Origin of the sequence: Sphingomonas sp. Leaf4 (assembly GCF_920939515.1) — a bacterium.
In the GTDB taxonomy this organism is placed as follows: Bacteria; Pseudomonadota; Alphaproteobacteria; order Sphingomonadales; family Sphingomonadaceae; genus Sphingomonas.
Window position 1 is genome coordinate 51,064 of record NZ_CAKLBB010000005.1, and the last position, 23,400, is coordinate 74,463.

Here is a 23,400-nt window from a genome sequence, read left to right on the forward strand (position 1 = left end):
CCATGATGTAAAGTGGTTCTGCGACGGAAAGAGCAGTTTATGACGATTTTACGACAGCCGACCCGCGCCGGGGTGCGCGACGCCGCCGCGAAGATCGCGGCCATTCTGCCGCCGTCGCCGCTTTTTACGATCGAAATCAACGGGGTATCGGTTGCGTTCAAGGCGGAATCCTTGCAGCCTGTCGGCGCGTTCAAGCTGCGCGGGGCGTGGCATCGGTTGACCGCTTTGAGCGACGAAACGAGGGCGCGCGGCGTCGTCGCCTTCTCCTCGGGCAATCATGCGCAGGGGATCGCCTGGGCGGCGAAGCGGCTGGGGATGCCCGCCACGATCGTGATGCCGGCGGATGCGCCGCGCGTGAAGCTGGAGGCGACGATGGCGCTGGGAGCGGAAGTGGTCCGCTATGACCGGGCGAGCGAGAGTCGCGAGAAGATCGCGGCGCATCTGGCGCATGCGCGGGGCGCAGTGCTGGTGCCGAGCTTCGACGACCCGTGGGTGATCGAGGGGCAGGGATCGGCAGGAATCGAGGCGGCGCAGCAGATGGCCGCCGCCGGGTTGCCCGCCCCGAGCCGGGTGGTGGTGCCGTGCGGCGGCGGCGGGCTGGCGGCGGGCATCGCGCTGGCGCTGCCCGATGCCCGGATCACCGTCGCCGAGCCGGAGGGGTGGGACGACATGCGCCGTAGTCTGGCGGGCGGGGCGATCGAACCGGTCGGTGTCAATCCGCCGCCGACCGCGTGCGATGCGCTCCAGACGACCCGGGTGGCCGAACGGACGTTCGAGGTACTGGCGGCGCGCGGCGCGACCGGGGTGGCCGTCAGCGAGGCAGCGATCGCCGAGGCGCAGCGCTGGGCGGCGAAGCGCCTGCGGCTGGTGGTCGAGCCAGGCGGGGCGGTGGCGCTGGCGGCGATCCTGACCGAGCAGGTGGCGGTGGAGCCGGGCATGCTGGTGCTGTTGTCGGGCGGCAACGTCGACATGGTCGATTATGCGAAGGTGCTGGCGGCATGAGCGGGGGGCAGGCGGGCACGTTGCTGTCGATCGTGATGATCGCCGCGCTGCTGCTGTGCGTCGGCGCGTTCAAGCTGTGGCGGCGTGGTGAGCGCGGCAAGGGCGCGCTGATGTTCACCTGCGCGGTTGTGATGGTGGCGAATGTGGCGATCTGGACGGTGTAGGGTTCGATCGACGGTTACGTCGAACTGACAGCGACATTGCTCCCCTCCCTGACAAGGGATGGGCTGGGGGTGGGTCGGCTCGCGAGAAAAAGGGCGCGTTCCACAACCGACCAACCCACCCCCGCCCCCTCCCTTGTCAGGGAGGGGAGAAGTCGAGCGCCTCGCATCAGGCTGATACGACTTGGTTTCAATACTCGCGTAGCGAACTCGGTTGGGTGGCGCGTTGGCGCATCGTCTGGTCGGTCAGGTTCGCGGTCGCGGCGTCGATCTGTGCCCATTCGGCGCGGGTGCGGCAGGTGCGCCTGGGCATGATCGTCCCGGTCGCCACGTCGCGGCGGCAAATCTTTTTTTCCGGCGGCGGCGCGGGCGCGGTCTGGAGCGCGGCGGCGAGGAACAGGACGGTCAGCATGGCGAGTTCCTGTAACGGAATGTTGCCGGCTACCGTAGGGCGTTCAAAGAATATGGCAAGATTGATAGCGGGTGGCGGCGCGGCGAAGCCGCGCCGTCGGTCGGCACGGTCGTGCCGCCGGCCGGGCTCGCCGCTGGCGCGCGGATTAGCAACGCTAATCCGCTGCGGCGAGCCTCACTTGATCGGCGAGTTCGGGTCCAGCCGCATGTCCAGATACCGGTCCACGCTGCCCATCAGTTCAGGCATCTCGTTCTGGAAGAAGTGGTTCGCGCCGGGAATGGTGTCGTGATGGATCGTGATGTGGCGCTGGGTGCGCAGCTTGTCGACCAGCTTCTGGGTGGCGGCGGGAGTCACCACCTCGTCGGCATCGCCCTGGATAATGATGCCCGACGACGGGCAGGGGGCGAGGAAGGTGAAGTCGTACATGTTCGCCGGCGGCGCGATCGAGATGAAACCGCGGATTTCGGGGCGGCGCATCAGCAACTGCATGCCGATCCACGCGCCGAAGCTGACGCCCGCGATCCATGTCGTCTGCGCTTCGGGGTGGAAGCTCTGCACCCAGTCGAGCGCCGAGGCCGCGTCCGACAATTCGCCGACGCCGTTGTCGAACGTGCCCTGGCTCTTGCCGACGCCACGGAAATTGAAGCGCAGCGTGGCGAAGCCGCGCCGCTGGAACGTCTTGTAGAGTTCCTGCACCATGCGGTTGTTCATCGTGCCGCCCGACGAGGGGTGCGGGTGGAGGATCATCGCGACCGGCGCGCGCGGGCGCGGCGCGGGAGCGAAACGGCCTTCCAGTCGACCTTCGGGACCGGGGAAGATGACTTCGGGCATGGGACGTCCTGTAGATGCGGGGGGGCGGCGATGGCGCAAAGATGGTTGGCGGCTATATAGGACCAACGATCCCACAAGCAATCGGAACGGCCCCGTTTTGACGAAGCGCATCTATCTCGATCATGCCGCGACCACGCCGATGCGCCCGGAGGCGGTGGCGGCGGTGATCGACGGCATGGCGCGCTGGGCCAATCCGTCCAGCCCGCATGCCGAAGGGCGCGCCGCCCGGCGGGCGCTGGAGGAGGCACGGGCGCGGATCGCGACGGCGCTGGACTGGGACGGCGAGGTGATCTTGACCGGCGGGGCGAGCGAGGCGCTGGCGATCGCGCTGCGCGGTGCCGGTCGGTACGAGACGATCGTGACGACCGTTGAGCATGACGCGGTGTTCCGCGTGGCGGAGGGAAATAACCGGATCCATGTCGGCGGCGACGGACTTGTCGACACCCGCGACCGGTCGTGGCTGCTGGCGGCGCTCGATCCGCTGGAGGCGACCGACCGATTCGTCATCCAGTCGGCGAACAGTGAGACGGGCGTGCTGCAACCGCTGGACGTGATCGACGCGCGGCGGCGCGAGGACTGGATCGGGCGGCGCATCACGTTGCTGGCCGATTGTTCGCAAAGCGCGGGCAAGCTGCCGCTGCCGCCAGCCGACCTGATCGTGGTGTCGGCGCACAAGCTGGGCGGGCCGCCGGGGATCGGTGCGCTGCTGGTGCGCGACCTGTCGTTGCTGACGCCGACCGGGGGGCAGGAACAGGGCTATCGCGGCGGGACCGAGAATCTGCCCGCGGCGCTGGGCTTTGCCGCCGCGCTGGAGGCGCCGCGCGACTGGTTCGACCGGGCGGTGGCGCTGCGGCGTGACCTCGACGCGGTGGTGCGCGACAACGGCGGCGAGGTGATCGCCGACGCATCGCCCCGCATCGCGACGATCGCCGCCTATCGCCTGCCCGGACGATCGGCGGCGGCGCAGTTGATGCGGCTCGATTCGGCGGGGTTCGCGGTGTCGGCGGGGAGCGCGTGTTCGTCGGGGACGCTCAAGACCAGCCATGTGCTGGGCGCGATGGGGATCGAGGCGAAGGCGGCGAGCGAGGTGATCCGCGTCAGCTTCGGCTGGACGACGACCGCCGATGACATCGAGCGGTTCGCGGCGGCGTGGAAGGCGATGGCATGACCTATCTCGACTATCAGGCGACGACGCCGCTCGCGCCGGAAGCGTTCGAGGCGATGGTGCCGTGGCTGCGCGACCACCATGCCAACCCCCATTCGCCGCACCGCGAGGGGCGACGCGCCAAGGCAGCAGTCGAGGTGGCGCGTGGGCAGGTGCTGGGCGCGCTGGGCGGTGATGCGGCGGCGGGGCGGTTGTTCTTTACGAGTGGTGCTACCGAGGCGGCGAACTGGGCGATCGCAGGGACGATGGCGCGGATCGGGCGGGACCGGCCGAAGGTGGTGACGATCGCAACCGAACATGCCTGTGTGCTCGACACCTGCCGGGCGGTGGGCGCGGAGGTCGTGGTGCTGCCGGTGGGACGCGACGGGCTGGTCGATCGGGAGGTGGCCGAGGCGGCGATCGATGACCGCACCGCGCTGGTCGCGGCGATGCTGGTCAACAATGAGGTGGGCGTGGTGCAGCCGATCGCGTGGCTGGGCGAACTGGCGCGTGCGGCCGGCGCGGTGATGCTCTGCGATGCGGTGCAGGGGTTCGGGCGGGTGCCGCTGCCGGTCGATGCCTGCGACCTGATCGGGGTGTCGGCGCACAAGGTTTATGGTCCCAAGGGGATCGGTGCGCTGTGGGTGCGGGCGGGGGCGGAGCCGGCGGCGATCCTGCATGGTGGGGGGCAGGAGGGTGGCCTGCGATCGGGCACGCTCAGCCCGGCGCTGTGCGCGGGGTTCGGTGCGGCGGCGGTGCTGCTCAAGGACGACGATCCGGCGCGGGTCGAGGGATTGTGGCGCGTGGCGCGGGACGTGCTGGGGCCTGAGTGGGTGCTGAACGGCGATGCCGATGCGCGCTATCGCGGCAATCTGAACGTGCGGATGGAGGGGCTGGATGTGGCGCGGTTGATGAGCGAGTGCCGCACGCTGGCGTTTTCGGCCGGATCGGCCTGTGCCAGCGGATCGGGGCGCAGCAGCCATGTGTTGCGCGCGATGGGGCTGACCGAGCGCGAGGCGCGATCGTCGATCCGCATCGGCTTCGGCCGCTATACGAGTGAAGAGGAACTGGTGATGGCGCTGGAAACCATCGACCTAGCAGCGCGGAGCCAGTGGCGGTGATCGTCCACCTGACCGGGCCGGACGGGCGAAGCGAGGCGGTGCGCGGGGCGACGGGCGACCGGCTGCTCGATCTGGCGCAGGCGTATGATTTTCCGCTGGAGGGGACGTGCGGCGGGCAGATGGCGTGTTCGACCTGCCACGTCATTATCGATCCGGCGGATCATGCGCGACTGCCCGCACCCAGCGAGGAGGAGGAGGACATGCTCGACTTCGCAGCCGGCGCGGTCGCGACCAGCCGGCTGGCGTGTCAGATCGTGCTCGACGAGTCGCTCGATGGCCTGCGCGTGCGGGTGCCGGCGGGGGCACGCGACGCGCGGCGATAGTCGACGGCATAGGCGATCAGCGCGCCGGCGGCATAGGCGATGAAGTCGTGGAGGTCGAAACCGCTGCCCAGCACGGTGCGCGCCAGCCGGTTTTCGCCGAGGCCGATGTGGTCGAGAACGTGGAAATACTGGCCGAATTCGATCACGACCGCGACGCCGAACGCGGTCAGCGCGGCGGCGGGCACCGATAGCCGGGTAATGGCGCGCAAGCCCGTGTAGACGAGGATCACCGCCAGCGTATCGCCGACATAGGGGCGGACGATCCGGTCGCGGACGAACAGTGCGATTCCAATCTCGACGATCAGCAGCACGATCGTTGCCAGCGCATATCCCCGGTGCAGTCGCATCGCTCGTTCCCCTCGACGCCGTCCTGCCGTGCGGCGGGCCGCGACGCAACTGCTTGCCCCGAAGCGCCGCGCGCGCGTAAGGACCCGCGATGACCGTGAACGTCGATATGGGGACGGACCCGGCGGGCAAGACCGTTCCCCTTGATCTGGAAGAACTCCTCGCGACGCGCCTGCTGGTGCAGGGCAATTCGGGCTCGGGCAAGTCGCACCTGTTGCGTCGCCTGCTCGAACGCAGCGCCGGCCATGTCCAGCAGGTGGTGATCGACCCCGAAGGCGATTTCGTGACGCTGGCGGGCACCTACGGCCATGTCGTGATCGAGGCCGCCGACCATAGCGAGCGCGAGGTCGCCCGATTCGCGACGCGGGTGCGCGAACACCGCGCCTCGGTCGTCCTCAGCCTCGAGGGGCTGGAGGCCGAGGGGCAGATGAAATGCGCCGCCGCCTTCCTGAACGCGCTGTTCGATGCGCCGCGTGAACACTGGTATCCCGCGCTGGTGGTGGTCGACGAGGCGCAGTTGTTCGCCCCCGCCGGTGGCGGCGAGGTGGCGGAGGACGTCCGCCGTGCCTCGCTGTCGGCGATGACCAACCTGATGTGTCGCGGGCGCAAGCGCGGCCTGGCCGGCGTGATCGCGACGCAGCGGCTGGCGAAGCTGGCCAAGAACGTCGCGGCCGAGGCGTCGAATTTCCTGATGGGGCGCACCTTCCTCGACATCGACATGGCGCGCGCCGCCGACCTGCTGGGGATGGAGCGGCGGCAGGCGGAGGCGATTCGCGACTTGCAGCGTGGGCATTTCCTGGCGTTGGGGCCGGCGGTGTCCAGGCGGCCGCTGTCGATCAAAATCGGCGCGGTGCAGACCTCGGCACGCAGCGGCAGCCCGAAGCTGACCCCGCTGCCCAGCAGCCCGGTGGCGGACATCAAGGACCTGTTGATGGCCCCGGTCGAGGCGATGCTGCCGCTCGGACCGCCGATCCGCCATGTCGCGCCGCCGGAAGACGTGATCGCGGCGATCGCCACGCCGCCCCGGCCGGTGGTCGCGCCCGACCTGCCCGAGCGATCGACCGACGAAACCGACACGATCGTCGCCGAGGTATTGAAGGCGCTGGTCGAGGACGAGGGCGATCAGCCGCGCGCGGCGGCGGTGCTGTATCAGGATTTCGACGTGCGCTGTCGCATGGTCGGGCTGGCGCGGCCGCCACTCGACCTGCCCGGATTCACCCGGCGGCTGGCGTGTGCGCGCGCGGGCATCTTCGCTGCGCCCGAGAACGAATGGGCGCAGGCGCTGGCAATCGCCGAGGTGCTGCCCGACGACATGCTCGGCGCGTTCATGCTGATCGCCCGCGCCGCGCGCGAGGGGCGGCCGTGCCCGAGCGACATGGAGATCGCGCGAACCTATGGCACCAGTTCGATGGGGCGGGTGAAGCGGCTGCTCGCTTATATCGAGGGGCGTGAGTTGATGGTCAGCCGGATCGATCTGGCGGGGAAGCGATCGATCGCGCTGCCGCATCTGGGCTGGACGACGGAGGCGGCGGAAGCGGCTTAACCGCTCCCCTCCCTGGAAGGGAGGGGTTGGGGGTGGGTCGGGTTGCGAGGGACCGTTGGCGTCCGCCCCACACCTACCCACCCCCGGCCCCTCCCTTGTCAGGGAGGGGAGGTCTTATGGTCGCGCGTAGCGATCCCGCAACAACCGCCATGCCGCGCGCAGGCCATAGGCTTCGCCGCCCTTCGCGCGACCCGGCCTGGCGGCGGCGCGCCATGCGAAGGTGTCGAGATGCGCCCAGGCCACGCCCGGGTCCACGAAGCGGCGGAGGAACAGCGCCGCCGTCACCGCGCCGGCCATGCCGCCCTCGGGCGCGTTGACCATATCGGCGATGTCGGACTTGAGCATGTCGTCATAGCCGTCCCACAACGGCATCCGCCACAACGGGTCGTGCTCGGCGATGCCCGCCGCCAGCAGGTCGGCGGCGAGCGTGTCGTCGTTGACGAAGGTGGCGGGCAGATCGGGGCCGAGCGCCACCCGCGCCGCGCCGGTCAGCGTGGCGAAATCGATCAGCAGCTCGGGGGTGTCCTCGCACGCTCTCGTCAGCGTGTCACCGAGGATCAGCCGCCCTTCGGCGTCGGTGTTCGTGTTCTCGACGGTGAGTCCCTTGCGACTGTTCAGCACGTCGCCGGGGCGGAAGCTGTCGGCCGATACGCTGTTCTCGACCGCCGGGACCAGCAGGTGGAGCCGGACGGGCAGATGAGTCTCCATCACCAGCGAGGCGAGCGCCAGTGCGTGGGCCGCGCCGCCCATGTCCTTCTTCATCAGCCGCATGCCCGCCGACGGCTTGATGTCGAGGCCGCCGCTGTCGAAACACACGCCCTTGCCGACGATCGCGACACGGGGATGCGCCGGATTGCCCCATGTAATTTCGATCAGGCGGGGGTCGCGGCCCTTCGCCGCCGCCTTGCCGACGGCGTGGATCATCGGATAGCCCGACTCCAGCTCGCGGCCCTGCGTGACGGTGAGCGTCGCGCCGTGACGGTCGGCAAGTTGCCGGGCGTGGGCGGCGAGTTCGGCGGGGCCGAGATCGGCGGCGGCGGTGTTGACGAGATCGCGGACCAGCGCGGTCGCCCGTGCCTGTCGCAGCGCTTCGTCGATATGCGCGGGTTCGCTCGACAGGAGGATGCGCGAGGCATCGTCCTCGGCCTTGCGATAGCGGGTGAAACGGTACTGCGCGGTCGCCCAGCCGAGCTTCGCCGCGCCGGGGGTGCCACCGGCGAGGCGGTAGTGGCCGGGCGGCAGGAGCGTGGGCAGATGGGCGAGGCACCATGGTGACAGCGCCGTGCTATCGGCGACGACGGTCGCGACCGACCAGTCGTCGGGCTGTTCGCCGGGCAGGATCGCGGTCTTGCCCGGTTTGGCGGCCAGTTGCTGCGCGGCGGCGGCGGCGCGGACACGCGACGGTTGCCGGGCGAGCCAGGTGTCGAAGCCGCTACGGTCGATCAGATGGATGGCGTGGGCGTCCTGCCCCCGGTCGGCGATGATCGTCGGTGTCATCGCCGCGATGTAGGGCGTGGGTGCCCTCGCGCGCAAGCGTGGGACAGGCCGGGGGCGATCGTGGAACGCATATCGTTCCTCGCGGGCCGACCCACCCCCGGCCCCTCCCTGTCAGGGAGGGGAGCAATTTCGCTGGTGATGCTGGTCAGTCTGAAGTTTGATTCATACTGTTTGAAGCACGTCATCCCAGCGAAGGCTGGGATCTCCCCGTGACAGCAGACAGTAGGAGCCGCTGGAGGCCCCAGCCTCCGCTGGGGCGACGCTTCTGGTTCGAGGAACCAGCCATTACTGCGTAACGGGCACGCCATAGAGGTCGTGATCGTCGGCGTCCTCGATCTCGACCTTCACGATGTCGCCTTGGGTCAGATGCGCGGCGTCGCGCAGGAACACTTCGCCGTCGATGCCCGGCGCGTCGGCGGTGCTGCGGCCGGTGGCGCCTTCGTCGCCGACCTCGTCGATGATGACGTCGATTGTCCGGCCGATCTTCGCGGCGAGTTTCGCGGCGGAGATGGCGGCGGTCCGCTCCATGATCCGGGCGTAGCGTTCTTCCTTCACTTCCTCGGGCACCGGATCGGGCAGCGCGTTGGCGGCGGCCCCTTCCACCGGTTCGAAACGGAACGCGCCGACGCGGTCGAGCTGCGCCTCGTCGAGCCAGTCGAGCAGATACTGGAAGTCCGCCTCGGTCTCGCCCGGAAAGCCGACGACGAACGACGAGCGGATCGCGATGTCGGGGCAGACCTCACGCCAGCCGCGCAGCCGTTCGAGCACCTTGGCGTCGTTCGCCGGACGCTTCATCGCGCGCAGGACGTTCGGCGCGGCATGCTGGAACGGAATGTCGAGATAGGGGAGGACCAGCCCCTCAGCCATCAGCGGGATGACCTGATCGACATGCGGGTAGGGGTAGACATAATGCAGCCGCACCCATGGCGCGATCTGGCCCAGCTCGCGCGCCAGATCGGTCATGTGCGGCACGACCTCGCGCCCCTTCCATGGGCGCGGCGTCCGGCGGATGTCGATGCCGTAGGCCGAGGTGTCCTGGCTGATGACCAGCAGTTCCTTCGTGCCGGCGGCGACCAGCTTTTCGGCTTCGCGCAGGATCGCGTCGGGCCGGCGGCTGACGAGGTCGCCACGGATCGACGGGATGATGCAGAACGAGCAGCGGTGGTTGCAGCCCTCCGAAATCTTCAGATAGCTGTAGTGGCGCGGCGTCAGCTTCAGCCCGCTTTCGGGGACGAGGTCGACGAAGGGCGACGGGATCGGCGGGGCGGCTTCATGCACCGCCTCGACCACCTGTTCATATTGATGCGCGCCGGTGACCGCCAGGACCTGCGGAAAGCGGGCACGGATCGTCTCCGCCTCCTGTCCCATGCAGCCGGTGACGATGACCCGGCCGTTCTCGGCGATCGCCTCGCCGATCGCTTCGAGCGATTCCTCCTTGGCCGAATCGAGGAAGCCGCAGGTGTTGACCAGCACGACGTCGGCCCCGGCATAGTCGGGCGACATCGCATAGCCGTCGCTACGCAGTTTCGTCAGGATGCGTTCGCTGTCGACGAGGTTTTTCGGACAGCCGAGCGAAACCATCCCGACACGGGGGGGCGAGGGAAGTCGAGTTGCCATGATCGCATGGGCACATAAGCGTTTCGCCGAAAAATAATAGGGGGCGGCGGAACCTCTCGCCCCGACGGGAAGAACGTGCGCCCGGCGGCGGGGATTATCGCTTCACGACTTCGACGATCATGTCGCCGCGTTCGAGGTGCCGTGCCTCGACGCTGTCGAGCGGCGCCGCGCCCCCGCCCCGATAGACGCGCAGGCCGATGCCGGTGGTGATCGCAGACAGCGGCTGGCCGATCTCATGCTCGGCGACGGGGCGCTGCGCCAGCGCGACCGTGCCGCCGATCGAGGCGAGGTCGAGCAGATAATCGGCGATGTGCGGCCCGCGGCACGATCCGGCGAGCAGCAGCCCAGCAAAGCTGACCGGGTTGATGACCGTGGTCGCCCCGGCGGCGCGCGCCGGAAACTCATTGTCCTCGGTCTTCACGATCACACTGATCGGCACGTCGGGGGCGAGGTGGCGGGCGGTGAGCGTCACCAGGATCGAGGTATCGTCGCGGCCGGTGGCGACGATCAGCGCGCGGGCGGTGGCGATCCGCACGTCGGTGAGCGTCGCGTCGCGCGTCGCATCGGCCTCCAGCACGATGCAGCCGAGTTTCTGCGCGCGTGCGATGTTCGCGGCCAGCGGATCGATGACGACGATGCGGCGCGGCTCCTCGCCGCGCGCGATCAGTTCGTCGACCGCTTCCGCGCCGGTCCGGCCGAAGCCGGCGACGATGATGTGGCCGGTCAGTTTCTGTTGCAGAAGGGCCATGCGCCAACGCTCCCAGCTACGTCGCAGGACGAATTGATAGGTGGTGCCGATGAACAGCAGCACGACGAACACCCGGATCGGCGTGACGATCAGCGCGTCGAACAACCGGGCGCGTTCGCTCACGGGTGCGATGTCGCCATAGCCGGTGGTCGTGATCGAGATCATCGTGAAATAGATGACGTCGACGAAGCTGACCTGTCCGTCGTACGTGTCGCGCAAGCCGGCGCGATCGAACCAGTGGACGCCGACCGCGATGCCGACCAGCGTCAGCACCGCGACGACCCGCCACAGGATCGATGCCCAGACCGGGAGCGGCGAGGACTGGCGCAGGATCGCCTTTCCCCGGGCGCGGATCATCGCCGGGGCAGTCTTGCCAGCGGGTCGACCGGGGTGCGGCCGTTGCGGATCTCGAAATGCACCTGCGGCCGGTCGGCATAGCCCGAATCGCCCGACAGCGCGATCTTCTGCCCGCGCTTCACCGCCTGTCCGCGCTGGACCAGCAACTGGCTGGCATGGCCGTAGACGGTGGCGAGGTTGCCGCCGTGGCGGATGATGACGACGCCGCCCAGCCCGGGCACGCCGGTGCCGACATAGGCGACGGTGCCGTCCGCCGCCGCCGTGACCGGCGTGTCGAGCGGCACGCCGATCTTGATGCCGTTGGTCCGTTCGCCGCTGTCACCCGCGCCGAAGCGTTTCAGGACGCGCCCGTCGACCGGCCAAGCGAAAGCGCCCGGCGTGATGCTCGGCGCAGCGACGACGGCGGTGGAGGGCAGGACGCGGCGCGGCGAGGTGACGGGGCGGACGGGGCGCTCGCCCGCCTCGATCGCGGGTTCGCCGCCGGTCAGGATGTCGTCGATGTCGAGCCGGAAGGCGGCGGCCCGTTCGGCGGCGGAGCGCGGCGCGGCGTCGCCGGGGATCAGGATGCGCTGGCCGGTGCGCAGGATATAGGGTTCGGCAAGGGCGTTGGCGGTGACGATCCGCGACCAGTCGACGCCGTACGCGCGGGCGATGGCGATGCCCGTCTCGCCTTCGCGGACGCCGTGATAGCGGCCGCCGGGGATCGTCAGCCGCTGGCCGACGCGGATGGTGAACGGCGGCGGCAGATTGTTGGCGCGGGCGATCGCTTCCGATCCGGCCCCCGTCGTGTTGGCGACGCCGCGCAGCGTATCGCCCGGCCGCACGACATAGCTGCCATTCGCGACGGTGCGCGCGCTGGCGACAACGCGGCGCGCCTCCCATGCCGGCGGGGGCGAGGGGAGCGCGGTGACGCCGTCGCCCTTCGATTCGGTGGCGGGCGGGGTGCCGGGCGCGGCGAGGGGGCCGCGCTGCGGTGGCGGCACGCCGGGGTCCATCCGGTCGGGGCCGGGCGGGATGCAGCCGGCGAGCGCGGCTGCCAACGACAGCGCGGCGATGCGTTTGGTGACTGGCTGCATTGGTCCCCCCATGACCCCTCCGGTTCGCGTCGGCGTCAGCCGGCCGGCGTCAGAACCTCGCTCCCGACATAGCGCCGCAGCGCGTCGGGCACCACGACCGACCCGTCGGCCTGCTGGTAATTTTCGAGCACCGCCACCAGCGTGCGGCCGACCGCCAGCCCCGAGCCGTTGAGGGTATGGACGAAGCGTGTCGCCTTCTCCCCCTCGGGCCGGTAGCGCGCGTTCATCCGCCGCGCCTGGAAATCGGTGCAGGTCGAACAGCTCGAAATCTCGCGGTAGCGGTTCTGCCCCGGCAGCCAGACTTCGAGATCATAGGTCCGCGCCGCCGAAAAGCCCATGTCGCCGGTACACAGTTTCATCCGCCGGAACGGGAGGGCGAGTTGGTTCAGGACATCCTCGGCCGCCTGCGTCATCCGCTCATGCTCGGCCTCCGACTGGTCGGGGGTGGTGATCGACACCATCTCGGCCTTTTCGAACTGGTGCTGGCGGATGAAGCCGCGCGTGTCGCGGCCCGCCGCCCCTGCTTCGGAACGGAAGCACATCGTCAGCGCGGTGAAGCGCAGCGGCAGTTCCTTTTCGGCAAGGATCTGGCCGGCGACGATGTTGGTCAGCGATACCTCGGCGGTGGGGATCAGCCAGCGGTCGTCGGTGGTGCGGAACAGGTCGTCGGCGAATTTCGGCAACTGTCCGGTGCCATAGAGCGCTGGCTCGCGCACCAGCACCGGCGGCACGACCTCTTCATAGCCATGGATGCCGGTCAGCGTGTCGAGCATGAACTGGCCGAGCGCGCGGTGGAGCTTCGCAGCGGCGCCGCGCACCAGCGTGAAGCGCGCGCCCGACAGTCGCGCGCCGGTTTCGAAGTCGAGGCCGATCGCCGGGCCGATCGCGTCATGCTCGCGCGGCGTGAAGGCGAAGCTCGCCGGATCGCCGACGGTCTTTTCGACGACATTGTCGTCCTCGTCCGCGCCCTGCGGCACGTCGGCGAGGGCGAGGTTGGGGATGGTTTCGAGCGCGTGCGTCAGCTCCTGCGCGAGTGCCGCTTCCTCGGCCTCGATCGCGGGCATGCGGTCCTTGAGCGCGGCGACCTCGCCCATCAACGCGGCGGCGGCTTCCTCGTCACGGCGGGCCTTGGCCGCGCCGATCGCCTTCGACGCCTCGTTGCGGCGCGCCTGTCCGGTCTGAAGTTCGGTCTGGAGCGCGCGGCGTCGCTCGTCGATCGCCGCCAGCTCGCCCGATCGGCCGGCAAGGCCACGGCGGGCGAGGGCGGCGTCGAAGGCGGCGGGATCGTCGCGGATCAGGCGAATGTCGTGCATGCGCCGGGCTATGGCTGGCGATCCCCACCCATGCAAGCCGCAACCGGTATCGCCCCCGGCGCGTTCCCCCACCCGAAGCCACAAGAGGAGCGAGAGTGATGCGTATTCCCCATGACGCCTGCGTGCTGGTCGCCGACGGGCGCAAGATGCTGTTCTTCCGCAACAAGGGCGATGCCGATGCGCCGAACCTGATCGTCGAGGATCAGCAGCAGCAGGCCAATCCCGCCGACCGTCATCAAAAGACCGACGCCGCCGGACAGGGATCGTCGATCCGCGGCGGCAATTTCGCCAGCGGCGGCGGCAGCATCGGCGAGACCGACTATCACCAGCAGGCCGAGGACCGTTTCGCGGCGCAGGCCGCCGAGGAACTTAAGCGCCGCGCGCTCGCCAACGAGTTCGAGACGCTGATCGTCGTCGCGCCGCCCAAGACGCTGGGCGAGATGCGCAAACATTATCACCAGAGCGTCAGCGCCCGGCTGGCGGGCGAGCTGGATAAGGACCTGACCGGCCATCCGGTCGATCAGATCGAGAAGCTGCTCACCAACGCCTAGGGCCGATCGACATTTAGCCAGACGATGGCTCCTGGCGGCTCCCCTCCCTTGTCAGGGAGGGGAGCAGATTGGGAAGCCATTCCGCTTCGACAGGGGAAATTTGCCCTCGAACCTTCTCGTCATTCCCGCGCAGGCGGGAATCCATACACGCCGACGGCGGTGATCGAATCTAAGCCGATGCGTTGATGGGTGCCCGCCTGCGCCGGAACGACGGCCAAGGCTTGGTATTGGCCGATACGACACGGGCCGCGCGATCACTCGCGCGGCCCGTTCGATCCCGTTGCCGGTGCGGCTCAGGCGGTCGACGTCTTCGACTTCGCGAGACGCTTGCGCGCGACCAGCGCGGCGGCGGCGGCACCGAACAGCAGCAGCATCGGGGGAGCAGGAACCGGGGTCGGCCCGCCCGAGCTCGTCGAGCTGCCACCGTGCGACGAACTGCCGCCATTCGAGCTCCACCCGCCGTTCGAGCTCCAGCCCTTGCTCGACGATCCATTCGAGGACGAGGACGTGCTGGTCGAGGTCGACGAGCCGTTCGACGAGGACGAGGTGCTGGTCGACGATCCATTCGACGAGCTGGAGGTCGAGGACGACACGTCGCCGCTGGACGAGGCCGACGACGATACGTCGCCGCTCGAGGAAGCCGACGAGGAAACGTTGCCGCTCGACGAGGATGAGACATTGCCGCTGGACGAGGACGAGACGTTCCCGCTGCTCCCGCCCGATGCCGAGGACACGTTGCCGCTGCTGCCGCCCGACGCGGACGACACATTGCCGCTGCTGCTGCTGCCACCCGATGCGGACGATATGTTGCCGCTGCTCCCGCCGGAAGCGGACGACGTGCTGCTGGTGCTCGATACGCCGCCGGTGCTGGTCGACGAACCGCCGGAGCCGCCCGATCCGCCCGATGCGGAGGAGGTCGACGATCCGCCCGACCCACCCGACGAGGTTGAACTGGACGAGCCACCCGAGGAGGTCGAGGATGACCCGCCGCTGGTGCTCGACGTCGAGGAGACGACGATGCCGCTCGACCCGCCGCCCGACGATCCGCCGCCGAAGAACCCGCCCGCGAAGAAGCCGCCACCGCCGAAGCCACCGCCGCCGGTGCCGCCGACCAGCACCGGGCCGGCCCCGCCGAAGCCGCCACCGCCGCCCGACAGCATCGGCATTTCCGCACCGAGGAAGGCGGGGGGCAGCGGCACGGGCGCGCCCTGGCTGGCGACGGTCACGACCGCCGGGGCGCAGGTCGTCTGCGTCCGGGTGACGACGCGGCGGACCACGCGCTGGCGGGCCTGACGCTGTGCCACCGCCCGTTTGGTCACGACGCGCTTGGTGATCGCCCGCTTGGTAATCTCGCGATGGGGGGAGGATTCGGCGACATGCACCGCACCGCCGCCGATGACGGCGCCACCGCAAGCGCAAGCGCAGAGCTTTGCCAATGCCATCTTAACCGACATGCCGTTCCACTCTTTCCCTACCCGCCCCGTGACCGCGGCGATTCCATGACCCTTGCGGCCATGGCTCACCAAGACGAAACAAAGCGTAAAGTTCAACACCCTTAACCACGATCAGGCGTCGTTAGTATGGACGTCCCCGCCTTGCCAGCGGGTTGTAATGGTTAACGTACCGTAAAGAGACATGGGAATAGAGCGGTTTTCATACCGCCGCTTCGACTCGGGGTGATCGACCACGACAAACGGTGGGCCAGGCGGCGACGAGTCGGCCGGCGATCATTCCCGTGCGTTCTGCGCGGCTTGTGGTCGAACGCCCCGCCCGATATAGGCCCGCGGGAAAAGACGGGTCGGGACCTTCGCCGGTGGCGTTCGGCGGCATACCGGAGCGGAGACTGGGGATGGCAACGGCTTTGAGCGATACGACACAACCACTCGATATGCCGCCGCCGGTGAACGACGACGGCAGCGGTTATCGTCCGCATAACGACGAACCGTTCATGAACCCGCGGCAGCAGGCCTATTTCCGGGCCAAGCTGCTGGCGTGGAAGGACGCGATCCACCGCGAGGCGCAGGGAACGCTGGCGCATCTCCAGAACGAATCGCTGCGCGAGGCGGACCTGACCGACCGTGCGTCGAGCGAAACCGACTGGTCGATCGAACTGCGCACCCGCGACCGGCAGCGCAAGCTGATCTCCAAGATCGAGGCGGCGATCCGTCGGATCGACGATGGCGAATATGGCTATTGCGAAGTCACCGGCGAGCCGATCGCGCTGGCCCGGCTGGAGGCCCGTCCGATCGCAACCATGACCGTCGAGGCGCAGAGCCGCCACGAACGGCAGGAAAAGGTTTCGCGGGAAGAATAGGGAGTATGGACGCGGGACCGGGGCGGTCCCGCGCCGATGGCGTCAGATGGACGTCATCTCCTGCTTTACCATCAGCTTGCGCTTCTTGAGCGACGACAACAGGCTCTGGTCCGGCGAGGGGCGCTGGGTTTCCATTGCGATCTGGCGGTCGAGCGTGGCGTGCTTCGCTTCGAGAGCGTTGAGGTGGCCGGTCTGCATCGATCCATTCTCCTGCTTGCTTGATGGGGCATGGAGTAAAACACACGAGTTGACGATTGTCGCCATCGTCGGTGCCATTTTCGGTGCGACGTGCAGGAATCGCGGATAGAGTGTTGCGCGGGGCCAATGGAGTGACGGATCGGCAATGGACGAATCGGACCTTGAACAGCGGCTGGCGGTGCTGCGTGTCGAGCATCGCGACCTGGACGATGCCATCGCCGCGCTGGCGGGGGCCGGGGCGGCCGATCAGTTGCAGCTCGCCCGGCTGAAACGGCGCAAGCTGCGGCTGCGCGACGAGATCGCGGCGATCGAGGACCAGTTGATCCCTGACATCATCGCCTGATCGTCACGTTCGGGGACAGTTGGCGCCGACGGCCCACCGATCGAATCGTTTCGTGGCGGGGGCCGGCATGCCATCCTTCGACCCATGGAAACGCACAGCAGCTCGGCCGTCGTTCAGCGGCGTCTGGTCGATTCGCTCTATGTCGAGGCGATGGTGCTGGCCGACGAGGCGCGCGCCTATTTCGACGATGGCGGGCGCGGCGAGCGGGCGATGCTCGATCCGATGACGCGGGTGGTGTTTTCGTGCGAGTCGCTCAAGATCACGACGCGGCTGATGCATGTCATCGCGTGGCTGTTGACGCAGCGGGCGGTGGCGGCGGGCGAGATCAGCGCGGTCGCGGCGCGCGATCCGGCGCGGCTGCTGGGGCCGGCGCCCCGGACCGAGGAGCGAGTGTTGCAGGCGATGCCAAACGGCACCCGGACGCTGGTGGCCGCCAGCATCGACCTGTACCGCCGCGTCGAGCGGATCGAGCGGGCGCATGAGGGACCGCCGCCGGCCAGTCCGGCACGGGCGATGTTCGACCGGCTGGCGCTGGCGTTATAGGCTTAGCCGGGCACGGGCGGCCTGATATTCTTCCGCCAACGCCGCGATACGGGTCGCGGCCGGAACCACCGCGTCGACCGCGCCGATGCCCTGGCCGGCGCCCCAGATGTCCTTCCATGCCTTGGCCGTGCTGGCGGCAAAGTCCATCGTCGTGGCGTCGCGTTCGGGCAGGACGTCGGGGTCGAGCCCGGCGGTGAGGATCGAGCCGCGCAGATAATTGCCATGCACCCCGGTGAAGGCGCTGGTGTAGACGATGTCGGCGGCATGCCCGGCGACGATCGCATCTTTGTACGCGGGCACGGCGCGGGCCTCGGCGGTCGCGATGAAGGGTGAGCCGATATAGGCGAGATCGGCGCCGGCGGCCTGTGCGGCGAGGATCGCGCCGCCGTTGGCGATCGCGCCCGACAGCAACAGCGGCCCGTCGAACCAGCGGCGGACTTCCTGAGTGAAGGCGAAGGGGTTCAGCCGGCCGGCATGGCCACCGGCACCGGCGCAGACGAGGATCAGCCCATCGGCGCCCTTTTCCACCGCCTTATGGGCGAAGCGGTCGTCGATCACGTCATGCAGGGTGATGCCGCCCCAGCCATGGACGGCGGTATTCAGTTCCTCGCGCGCGCCGAGCGAGGTGATGACGATCGGCACCTGCCATTTGGCGCAGGTCGCGACATCGGCGTCGAGGCGATCGTTCGAGCGGTGGACGATCTGGTTGACGGCATAGGGCGCGGACGGGCGGTCGGGATGGGCGCGGTCGTGCGCGGCGAGCGCCTCGGTGAGCTGGTGCAGCCATTCGTCGAGCTGGCTCTGCGGCCGGGCGTTCAGCGCCGGGAAGGAGCCGACGATGCCGGCGGTACACTGGGCGATGACCAGTTCGGGGCCGGACAGAATGAACATCGGCGATGCCACGACGGGCAGGGCCAACCGGTCGAACAGGGTAGGAAGCGCCATATACGTTGCATAGCGCAACCCGAATTACTGTCCATGGCGAAGTTTACAAAGTTTACACTACGCACAGTGCTACGGGAAAGGGCCGGTCGTTGTTCTACAAGGACTTGGCGGCATTCTCTCGAAAGCACCCGTGCGTTCTACCCCGATCGCCCGCTGTAGGACAGGTCAGCCGGTCATGACCTGATAGAGCAGGATCGAGTTCAGGGTGATGACCGCGGCGCAGATCGTCCATGCCGCCACCGCGAGAACGGGCCGATTGGCGAACGGCCCCATCTTGCCCTTGTCGCCGGTGAACTGGACCAGCGGATAGACCGCGAAGGGCAGTTGCAGGCTCAGCACCACCTGGCTGCCGACCAGCAGTTGCGCGGTGCCGCTTTCGCCATACAGGCTGGCGACGACGACAGCGGGGACGATCGCGATCAGCCGGGTGACGATCCGCCGCAGCCATGCCGGGAAGCGCAGGTTGAGGAAGCCCTCCATCACGATCTGCCCGGCGAGCGTGCCGGTAATCGTCGAATTCTGACCCGAGGCGAGCAGCGCGACCGCGAACAGGATGCTGGCCGCCCCGGCGCCGAGCATTGGCGTCAACAGTTGATAGGCGTCCTGGATTTCCGCCACGTCGGTCCGCCCGGCGGTGTGGAAGGCGGCGGCGGCCAGCACGAGGATCGCGCCGTTGATGAACAGCGCCAGCATCAGCGCGATCGAACTGTCGATCGTCGCCAGCTTCACCGCCTCGCGTCGCCCTTCCGCAGATCGATCGAAGCTGCGCGTCTGGACGATCGAGGAGTGGAGATAGAGGTTGTGCGGCATCACGGTCGCGCCGAGAATGCCGATCGCGATATAGAGCATCGCCGGGTTGGTGACGATCTCGGTCGTGGGGATCAGCCCGCGCGCGATGCCGGCGAGCGAAGGCTGCGCGAGGAACAGCTCCACCGCGAAACAGCCGGCGATGATGAGCAGCAGCGCGACGATGAACGCTTCCAGCTTGCGGAAGCCATATTGTTGCAACAGCAGGATCAGCATCACGTCGAGCGCGGTGATGCACACCCCCCACACCAGCGGAATGCCGAATAGCAGTTGCAGCGCGATGGCGGTGCCGATCACCTCGGCCAGATCGCACGCGATGATCGCGAATTCGCATAACGCCCACAGCACCCAGCGGACGGGTGCAGGGTAATATTCGCGGCACGCCTGCGCGAGATCGAGCCCGGTGACGATGCCGAGCTTCGCCGAGAGCGATTGCAGCACCATCGCCATGATGTTCGACAGCAGGACGACCGAGAGCAGCGTATAGCCGAACGCCGACCCGCCGGCGATGTCGGTCGCCCAGTTGCCCGGGTCCATATAGCCGACCGCGACGAGATAGCCGGGGCCGGCGAACGCGCCGAGCTTGCGCCAGAATTGCCCGGCTCCCTCCGGCACGGCGACCGTGCGGAAGGAACCGGGGAGGCTGGGCCGGCGATCGGACACGGCATCGTTCGCGGCGGGCGGCGGTGCCATCGTCGGTCCCTCCGGGTGATCGGTCAGTTCGCGCCGCTCGTCTTGAGCAGACCGTTGACCCCGGCCGGGAAGAACCCGCCCTGTGCGACCGACTGGTTGGTCAGATAGACCACGTTCAGCACCTGCGCCGGGGTGCGGGTGAAGGTGAGGCCGGTGCCGTCAGTCGGCACGATGTTCGAGGCGTTGTTGACCGCGCGGACCCCCTGATCGAGATCGAGCGCGCCGTCGAGCGCATCGCGGGCGTTCGAAATCTGTTCGGTGCGTTCGATCAGCGTCGGGGCGGCGATGCCCTTGCGGTACAGTACCGAGCGGACGAGGCCGGCGTGATACGCCTCCGCCGCATGGATGCCCGCCGCCGCGTCGATATAGGTCTTGTTGGTCAGGAAGGCGATCGCGCCCTTGTAGGCGGTGACGCCGACGTCTTCGAACAGGAACGCGCCGAGCAGGAAGGATTCGTCGTTCTCATAGACGTCGAACGCCGCGTTCGCGCCGATGATGCCCGCCGCGCGGGCGGCGGCCGAAAAGGCGCTGGCGGCGGTCACGCCGATGTCGATCGCCGGCTGCGCGACCGTCGCCGAGCCGATCGCCGAGCGCAGGAAGGCAACATGGGCGCGTTCGTCGGCAGCGATCTCGCGCGCATATTGCGCGACGAGCGGGTCGGTGAAGTTCACCTGCCGCCCGCCGCTGACCGCGCCTTGCGTGCCGGTGCCGGTCAACAACGTGTTGGGCAGGCCCGCGCCGGTGGCGGCGAACGAGTAGAATTGCGCTTCGAGATATTCGAGGTTCAGCGCGAAGTTCAGCACATCGGCATCGGTCGCCGGGGTCGCGGTGGCGGTTGCCGTGGGGGTCGGCGACGGCGTGGGGGTGGGCGTCGGCGAGGGCGAGCTGTCGTTGCCGCCACCGCAGGCGGCGAGGAGCGAGGCCCCGGCCACGGCGGCGGAGACGCCGCCGGCGGCGCGCAGGAAGTCACGGCGATGGGCGCGGCGCACGTCGGCGGCTTCGAGCACCTGAAGGATCGGATCGTTGGTCATCGTGAAATACTCCGGGCTCAGTTCGCGGCGCTGGTCTTGGCGGTGCCGTTGACCCCGGCGGGGAAGAAGCCGCCGAGGCTGACCGAAGCCTTGTTGAGATAGACGATATTGAGCACCTGTTGCGGGGTGCGGCCAAAGGCGATGCCGTTGGCGTCGAGCGGTATGATGTTCGACACGTTGCCGATCGCGCGGACGCCCTGATCGAGATCGGTCGCGCCGTCGAGCGAATCGCGTGCGTCCGAAATCTTTTCGGTCGCGTCGATCAGCGACGGCGTGATCAGCCCCTTGGTATACAGCGTCGTGCGGATCATCGCCGCGTGATACGCCTCCGCCGCGAGGATGCCGGCCGCCGCCTGCAGCACCACCGCGCTGGAAAGCTGCGCCGCCGCGCCCTTGTAGGCGGTGACGCCGACATCTTCGAACAGATAGGCGGCGAGGAGGAAGTCGTTCTCGTTCGCATAGGGGTCGAATGCCTGGCCCGCGCCGATCAGGCCGGCGGCGCGCGCCGCGTTCGAAAAGGCGCCGGTCGCGGTGGCCGACAGGTCGAGCGCGGGCATGGCGATGGCGGTGGCGCCGATCGCGGCGCGCAGGAACTGGACGTGGGCGCGTTCGTCCGCCGCGATCTCGCGCGCGAAATTGGCGACGACGGGATCGGTGAACGTCACCTGCCGGCCGCCGGTAACGGCGCCGGGGGTGGTGCCGGTGGGACCGGTCAGCAGCGTCGCGTCGAGCCCGGTGCCGGTGGTGGCATAGGCATAGAATTGCGCTTCGAGATATTCGAGGTTGAGCGCGAAATTGAGCAAATCGCCATCGGTCAGCCCGCTGCTGGACGTCGCGGTGGGCGTCGGCGTGGGGGTCGCGGTGGCGGTGGCGGTCGGCGAGGGGGTGGGCGATCCGCCCGAATCATCGTTGCCGCCGCACGAGGTGAGCGCCATGCCGCCGCCGATCGCAGCGGCGGCCCCCATGGTGCGGAAGAAGTCGCGGCGCCCTTCGCGGCGGCGCACCCGCGCCTCGAGTGCTTCCATCATCTGCGTATCGTCGGTCATTCGCCGCATTCCTTACCCTGTGGCCCCGACCGCGCGGTGGCGGGCGACGCGGGCCGATCCCTGGCTGTCGGTCATGGGCCGGGGGCCGGACCATGGTTCAGACAAGCCGCTGTATTGACTGTATCGCGTGCGCGCTAGGGTCTGATCCACTTACGTGGATGCGGTGCCGGCCCGCTCCCCCTCCCGACCACCCATTCAGGATACGCTGTGGGTGGCCGGGAGGGGGAGCGGGCCGGCACCGCCTTCGAGACAAGCGTCATCCAAGTTTTCGCACCGAGTCCCGTTCGATCAGGCGGTGGTCGTGCGGCAGGACGTCGGGCACGGGCACGCCGGCGAACTGGTCGAGCAGCAGGCCGGTGGCGCTGACCGCCATTTCGAACACCGGCTGGCGCACGGTGGTGACGCGCGGCCATGCGATGCGGCCGATTTCCGAATCATCGAAGCCGACGATCGAGAGCTGGGCGGGCACTTCGATGCCGACCTCGCGCGCGGCCATCAGCGCGCCGACCGCCATGTCGTCGTTCTGGGCGAGGATCGCGGTCGGCGGCTGATCCATCGCCAGCAGCGCGCGCGCGGCGGTGAAACCCGAATCGAAGGTGAAGCGGCCGTCGAGCACCAGCGCGGGATCGATCGCGACGCCCGCGGCGGCGAACGCCTGTTCGTATCCCGTCATCCGCGCATCGCTGGCGGTATGGGTCGGATCGCCCTTGATGATCGCGATGCGGCGGTGGCCGTGGTCCAGCACATGCGCCGCGATGTCGCGCGCGGCGGCAATATCGTCGAGCGTGACGCCCGGCACTATATCGTCCCAGCGGGTCGGCGCGATCCGGGCGAAGGGCATGCCGATGCCGACCAGCTCGTCGAGAATGCGGCGGTCGTTCGACGCCGGCGGGGCGAGGACGACGCCGTCGACCGCCGCCGAGCGGAGCAGGCCCACGACCTCGTCGGCATGGTCGGCGATCGAGCGGACGGGCAACACGACCAGCCGGTACGGCTCGCCGCGCAGCCGGTCGAGCACGCCCATCTGCAATTCGACGGTGTAGCTGGGCGAGGGGTTTTCATACACCAGCCCGATCAGGTGCGAGCGTTGCCGCGCGAGGCCTTGGGCCATGACGTTGGGGTGATAGTCGAGCGCGCGGACCGCGTCGCGCACCTTGTCGCGCACGGCTTCCTTCACATGCGGTTCGCCGTTCAGCACGCGCGAGACGGTTTTGGTGGATACGCCCGCGCGCGCGGCGACGTCGACGATGGTAATGCGCTTGGGGCCGCGCGACCGGGGTGGCTGCATGCGCGGCATCTCGGCCATGGCCGGGCGTGCGTGTCAACCTTGGCGGGGTTGTTTGGAACCGCGCGGTTGCGCGTTTCGCGGTGCCGGCCCGCCGCTCCTCCCGACCATCGATCAGGATACTGGTGTGGGTGGCCGGTAGGGGGAGCGGGCC

The 23,400-nt window shown here is 68.7% G+C and carries 25 protein-coding genes; 11 read left to right on the top strand and 14 right to left on the bottom strand.

Features of this window, described 5'->3' with window-relative positions:
* The first annotated feature begins 39 nt into the window (after nt 1-39).
* Nucleotides 40-1,002: a threonine ammonia-lyase gene (locus LRA89_RS08530; RefSeq protein WP_230769821.1), complete on the top strand. Its 963-nt coding sequence runs from the start codon at nt 40-42 to the stop codon at nt 1,000-1,002.
* Complete coding sequence (locus tag LRA89_RS08535) at nt 999-1,166, top strand: hypothetical protein (RefSeq protein WP_156351303.1); 168 nt, start codon at nt 999-1,001, stop codon at nt 1,164-1,166. The genes LRA89_RS08530 and LRA89_RS08535 overlap by 4 nt, the downstream gene beginning before the upstream one ends.
* A gap of 187 nt (nt 1,167-1,353) precedes the next feature.
* Here LRA89_RS08535 and LRA89_RS08540 read toward each other — a convergent pair whose 3' ends face one another.
* Both LRA89_RS08540 and LRA89_RS08545 read right to left on the bottom strand, forming a co-directional pair.
* On the bottom strand, nt 1,354-1,575 hold the full coding sequence (locus LRA89_RS08540; RefSeq protein WP_230769822.1) for a hypothetical protein: 222 nt from the start codon (nt 1,573-1,575) through the stop codon (nt 1,354-1,356).
* 174 nt (nt 1,576-1,749) lie between these two features.
* Nucleotides 1,750-2,406, bottom strand: a complete 657-nt coding sequence (locus LRA89_RS08545; protein ID WP_055756512.1) for an alpha/beta hydrolase — start codon at nt 2,404-2,406, stop codon at nt 1,750-1,752.
* A 97-nt stretch (nt 2,407-2,503) separates the two neighbouring features.
* Between LRA89_RS08545 and LRA89_RS08550 the strand changes: the two genes are divergently transcribed.
* Genes LRA89_RS08550 through LRA89_RS08560 form a run of 3 tightly spaced genes read left to right on the top strand, consistent with a single transcriptional unit; the run spans nt 2,504 to nt 4,994 of the window.
* On the top strand, nt 2,504-3,574 hold the full coding sequence (locus LRA89_RS08550) for a cysteine desulfurase family protein (protein WP_230769823.1): 1,071 nt from the start codon (nt 2,504-2,506) through the stop codon (nt 3,572-3,574).
* On the top strand, nt 3,571-4,671 hold the full coding sequence (locus LRA89_RS08555; RefSeq protein ID WP_230769824.1) for a cysteine desulfurase family protein: 1,101 nt from the start codon (nt 3,571-3,573) through the stop codon (nt 4,669-4,671). Before LRA89_RS08550 ends, LRA89_RS08555 begins: the two co-directional genes overlap by 4 nt.
* A complete protein-coding gene (locus LRA89_RS08560; protein ID WP_230770006.1) occupies nt 4,668-4,994 on the top strand; it encodes a 2Fe-2S iron-sulfur cluster-binding protein in 327 nt (108 codons plus the stop codon). Before LRA89_RS08555 ends, LRA89_RS08560 begins: the two co-directional genes overlap by 4 nt.
* Here LRA89_RS08560 and LRA89_RS08565 read toward each other — a convergent pair.
* Nucleotides 4,919-5,341, bottom strand: coding sequence for a ribosomal maturation YjgA family protein (locus tag LRA89_RS08565; protein ID WP_230769825.1), 423 nt, complete (start codon nt 5,339-5,341; stop codon nt 4,919-4,921). The genes LRA89_RS08560 and LRA89_RS08565 overlap by 76 nt on opposite strands.
* Nucleotides 5,342-5,430: 89 nt before the next feature.
* On the opposite strand from LRA89_RS08565, the gene LRA89_RS08570 reads away from it, so the two are divergent.
* Complete coding sequence (locus LRA89_RS08570; RefSeq protein ID WP_230769826.1) at nt 5,431-6,882, top strand: ATP-binding protein; 1,452 nt, start codon at nt 5,431-5,433, stop codon at nt 6,880-6,882.
* A 114-nt stretch (nt 6,883-6,996) separates the two neighbouring features.
* Here the strand turns inward: LRA89_RS08570 and LRA89_RS08575 are convergent, their stop codons facing one another.
* From LRA89_RS08575 to serS, 5 genes are all read right to left on the bottom strand, one after another.
* Nucleotides 6,997-8,379, bottom strand: coding sequence for a leucyl aminopeptidase family protein (locus LRA89_RS08575; RefSeq protein ID WP_230769827.1), 1,383 nt, complete (start codon nt 8,377-8,379; stop codon nt 6,997-6,999).
* Nucleotides 8,380-8,664: 285 nt separating this feature from the next.
* Nucleotides 8,665-9,996, bottom strand: coding sequence for a 30S ribosomal protein S12 methylthiotransferase RimO (gene rimO / locus LRA89_RS08580; protein ID WP_230769828.1), 1,332 nt, complete (start codon nt 9,994-9,996; stop codon nt 8,665-8,667).
* Between the two features lie 94 nt (nt 9,997-10,090).
* Nucleotides 10,091-11,101: a potassium channel family protein gene (locus tag LRA89_RS08585; protein WP_230769829.1), complete on the bottom strand. Its 1,011-nt coding sequence runs from the start codon at nt 11,099-11,101 to the stop codon at nt 10,091-10,093.
* Nucleotides 11,098-12,177 carry a M23 family metallopeptidase gene (locus LRA89_RS08590; RefSeq protein WP_230769830.1) on the bottom strand — a complete coding sequence of 360 codons (1,080 nt, stop codon included), beginning with the start codon at nt 12,175-12,177 and terminating at the stop codon, nt 11,098-11,100. Before LRA89_RS08590 ends, LRA89_RS08585 begins: the two co-directional genes overlap by 4 nt.
* A gap of 35 nt (nt 12,178-12,212) precedes the next feature.
* Nucleotides 12,213-13,490, bottom strand: coding sequence for a serine--tRNA ligase (serS, locus tag LRA89_RS08595; RefSeq protein WP_055756496.1), 1,278 nt, complete (start codon nt 13,488-13,490; stop codon nt 12,213-12,215).
* A 98-nt stretch (nt 13,491-13,588) separates the two neighbouring features.
* Here serS and LRA89_RS08600 point away from each other — a divergent pair, with 98 nt between their 5' ends.
* From LRA89_RS08600 to dksA, 3 genes are all read left to right on the top strand, one after another.
* Nucleotides 13,589-14,041: a host attachment family protein gene (locus LRA89_RS08600; RefSeq protein WP_055756495.1), complete on the top strand. Its 453-nt coding sequence runs from the start codon at nt 13,589-13,591 to the stop codon at nt 14,039-14,041.
* A gap of 327 nt (nt 14,042-14,368) precedes the next feature.
* The gene (locus LRA89_RS08605; RefSeq protein WP_230769831.1) at nt 14,369-15,334 is read left to right on the top strand and encodes a hypothetical protein; all 966 of its coding nucleotides are present in this window, start codon (nt 14,369-14,371) and stop codon (nt 15,332-15,334) included.
* A gap of 595 nt (nt 15,335-15,929) precedes the next feature.
* On the top strand, nt 15,930-16,355 hold the full coding sequence (gene dksA / locus LRA89_RS08610; RefSeq protein WP_230770007.1) for an RNA polymerase-binding protein DksA: 426 nt from the start codon (nt 15,930-15,932) through the stop codon (nt 16,353-16,355).
* 42 nt (nt 16,356-16,397) lie between these two features.
* On the opposite strand, the gene LRA89_RS08615 is transcribed toward dksA, so the two are convergent.
* Nucleotides 16,398-16,619 carry a YdcH family protein gene (locus LRA89_RS08615; protein WP_329958509.1) on the bottom strand — a complete coding sequence of 74 codons (222 nt, stop codon included), beginning with the start codon at nt 16,617-16,619 and terminating at the stop codon, nt 16,398-16,400.
* A 79-nt stretch (nt 16,620-16,698) separates the two neighbouring features.
* On the opposite strand from LRA89_RS08615, the gene LRA89_RS08620 reads away from it, so the two are divergent.
* Nucleotides 16,699-16,896, top strand: a complete 198-nt coding sequence (locus tag LRA89_RS08620) for a DUF465 domain-containing protein (protein WP_055756491.1) — start codon at nt 16,699-16,701, stop codon at nt 16,894-16,896.
* An 84-nt stretch (nt 16,897-16,980) separates the two neighbouring features.
* Complete coding sequence (locus tag LRA89_RS08625; protein WP_230769832.1) at nt 16,981-17,439, top strand: DUF1465 family protein; 459 nt, start codon at nt 16,981-16,983, stop codon at nt 17,437-17,439.
* On the opposite strand, the gene LRA89_RS08630 is transcribed toward LRA89_RS08625, so the two are convergent.
* The 5 genes from LRA89_RS08630 to LRA89_RS08650 all read right to left on the bottom strand — a co-directional run bounded on the left by LRA89_RS08630 (nt 17,434) and on the right by LRA89_RS08650 (nt 23,249).
* On the bottom strand, nt 17,434-18,384 hold the full coding sequence (locus LRA89_RS08630) for an NAD(P)H-dependent flavin oxidoreductase (protein ID WP_230769833.1): 951 nt from the start codon (nt 18,382-18,384) through the stop codon (nt 17,434-17,436). The genes LRA89_RS08625 and LRA89_RS08630 overlap by 6 nt on opposite strands.
* A 165-nt stretch (nt 18,385-18,549) precedes the next feature.
* Nucleotides 18,550-19,884 (bottom strand): Nramp family divalent metal transporter, encoded by a 1,335-nt coding sequence (locus LRA89_RS08635; protein ID WP_230769834.1) that lies wholly within the window; start codon nt 19,882-19,884, stop codon nt 18,550-18,552.
* A gap of 23 nt (nt 19,885-19,907) precedes the next feature.
* The gene (locus tag LRA89_RS08640) at nt 19,908-20,915 is read right to left on the bottom strand and encodes a ferritin-like domain-containing protein (protein WP_230769835.1); all 1,008 of its coding nucleotides are present in this window, start codon (nt 20,913-20,915) and stop codon (nt 19,908-19,910) included.
* A 17-nt stretch (nt 20,916-20,932) separates the two neighbouring features.
* Nucleotides 20,933-21,961, bottom strand: a complete 1,029-nt coding sequence (locus tag LRA89_RS08645) for a ferritin-like domain-containing protein (protein ID WP_230769836.1) — start codon at nt 21,959-21,961, stop codon at nt 20,933-20,935.
* A 256-nt stretch (nt 21,962-22,217) separates the two neighbouring features.
* Nucleotides 22,218-23,249, bottom strand: coding sequence for a LacI family DNA-binding transcriptional regulator (locus LRA89_RS08650; protein WP_230769837.1), 1,032 nt, complete (start codon nt 23,247-23,249; stop codon nt 22,218-22,220).
* Between the last annotated feature and the right edge of the window lie 151 nt (nt 23,250-23,400).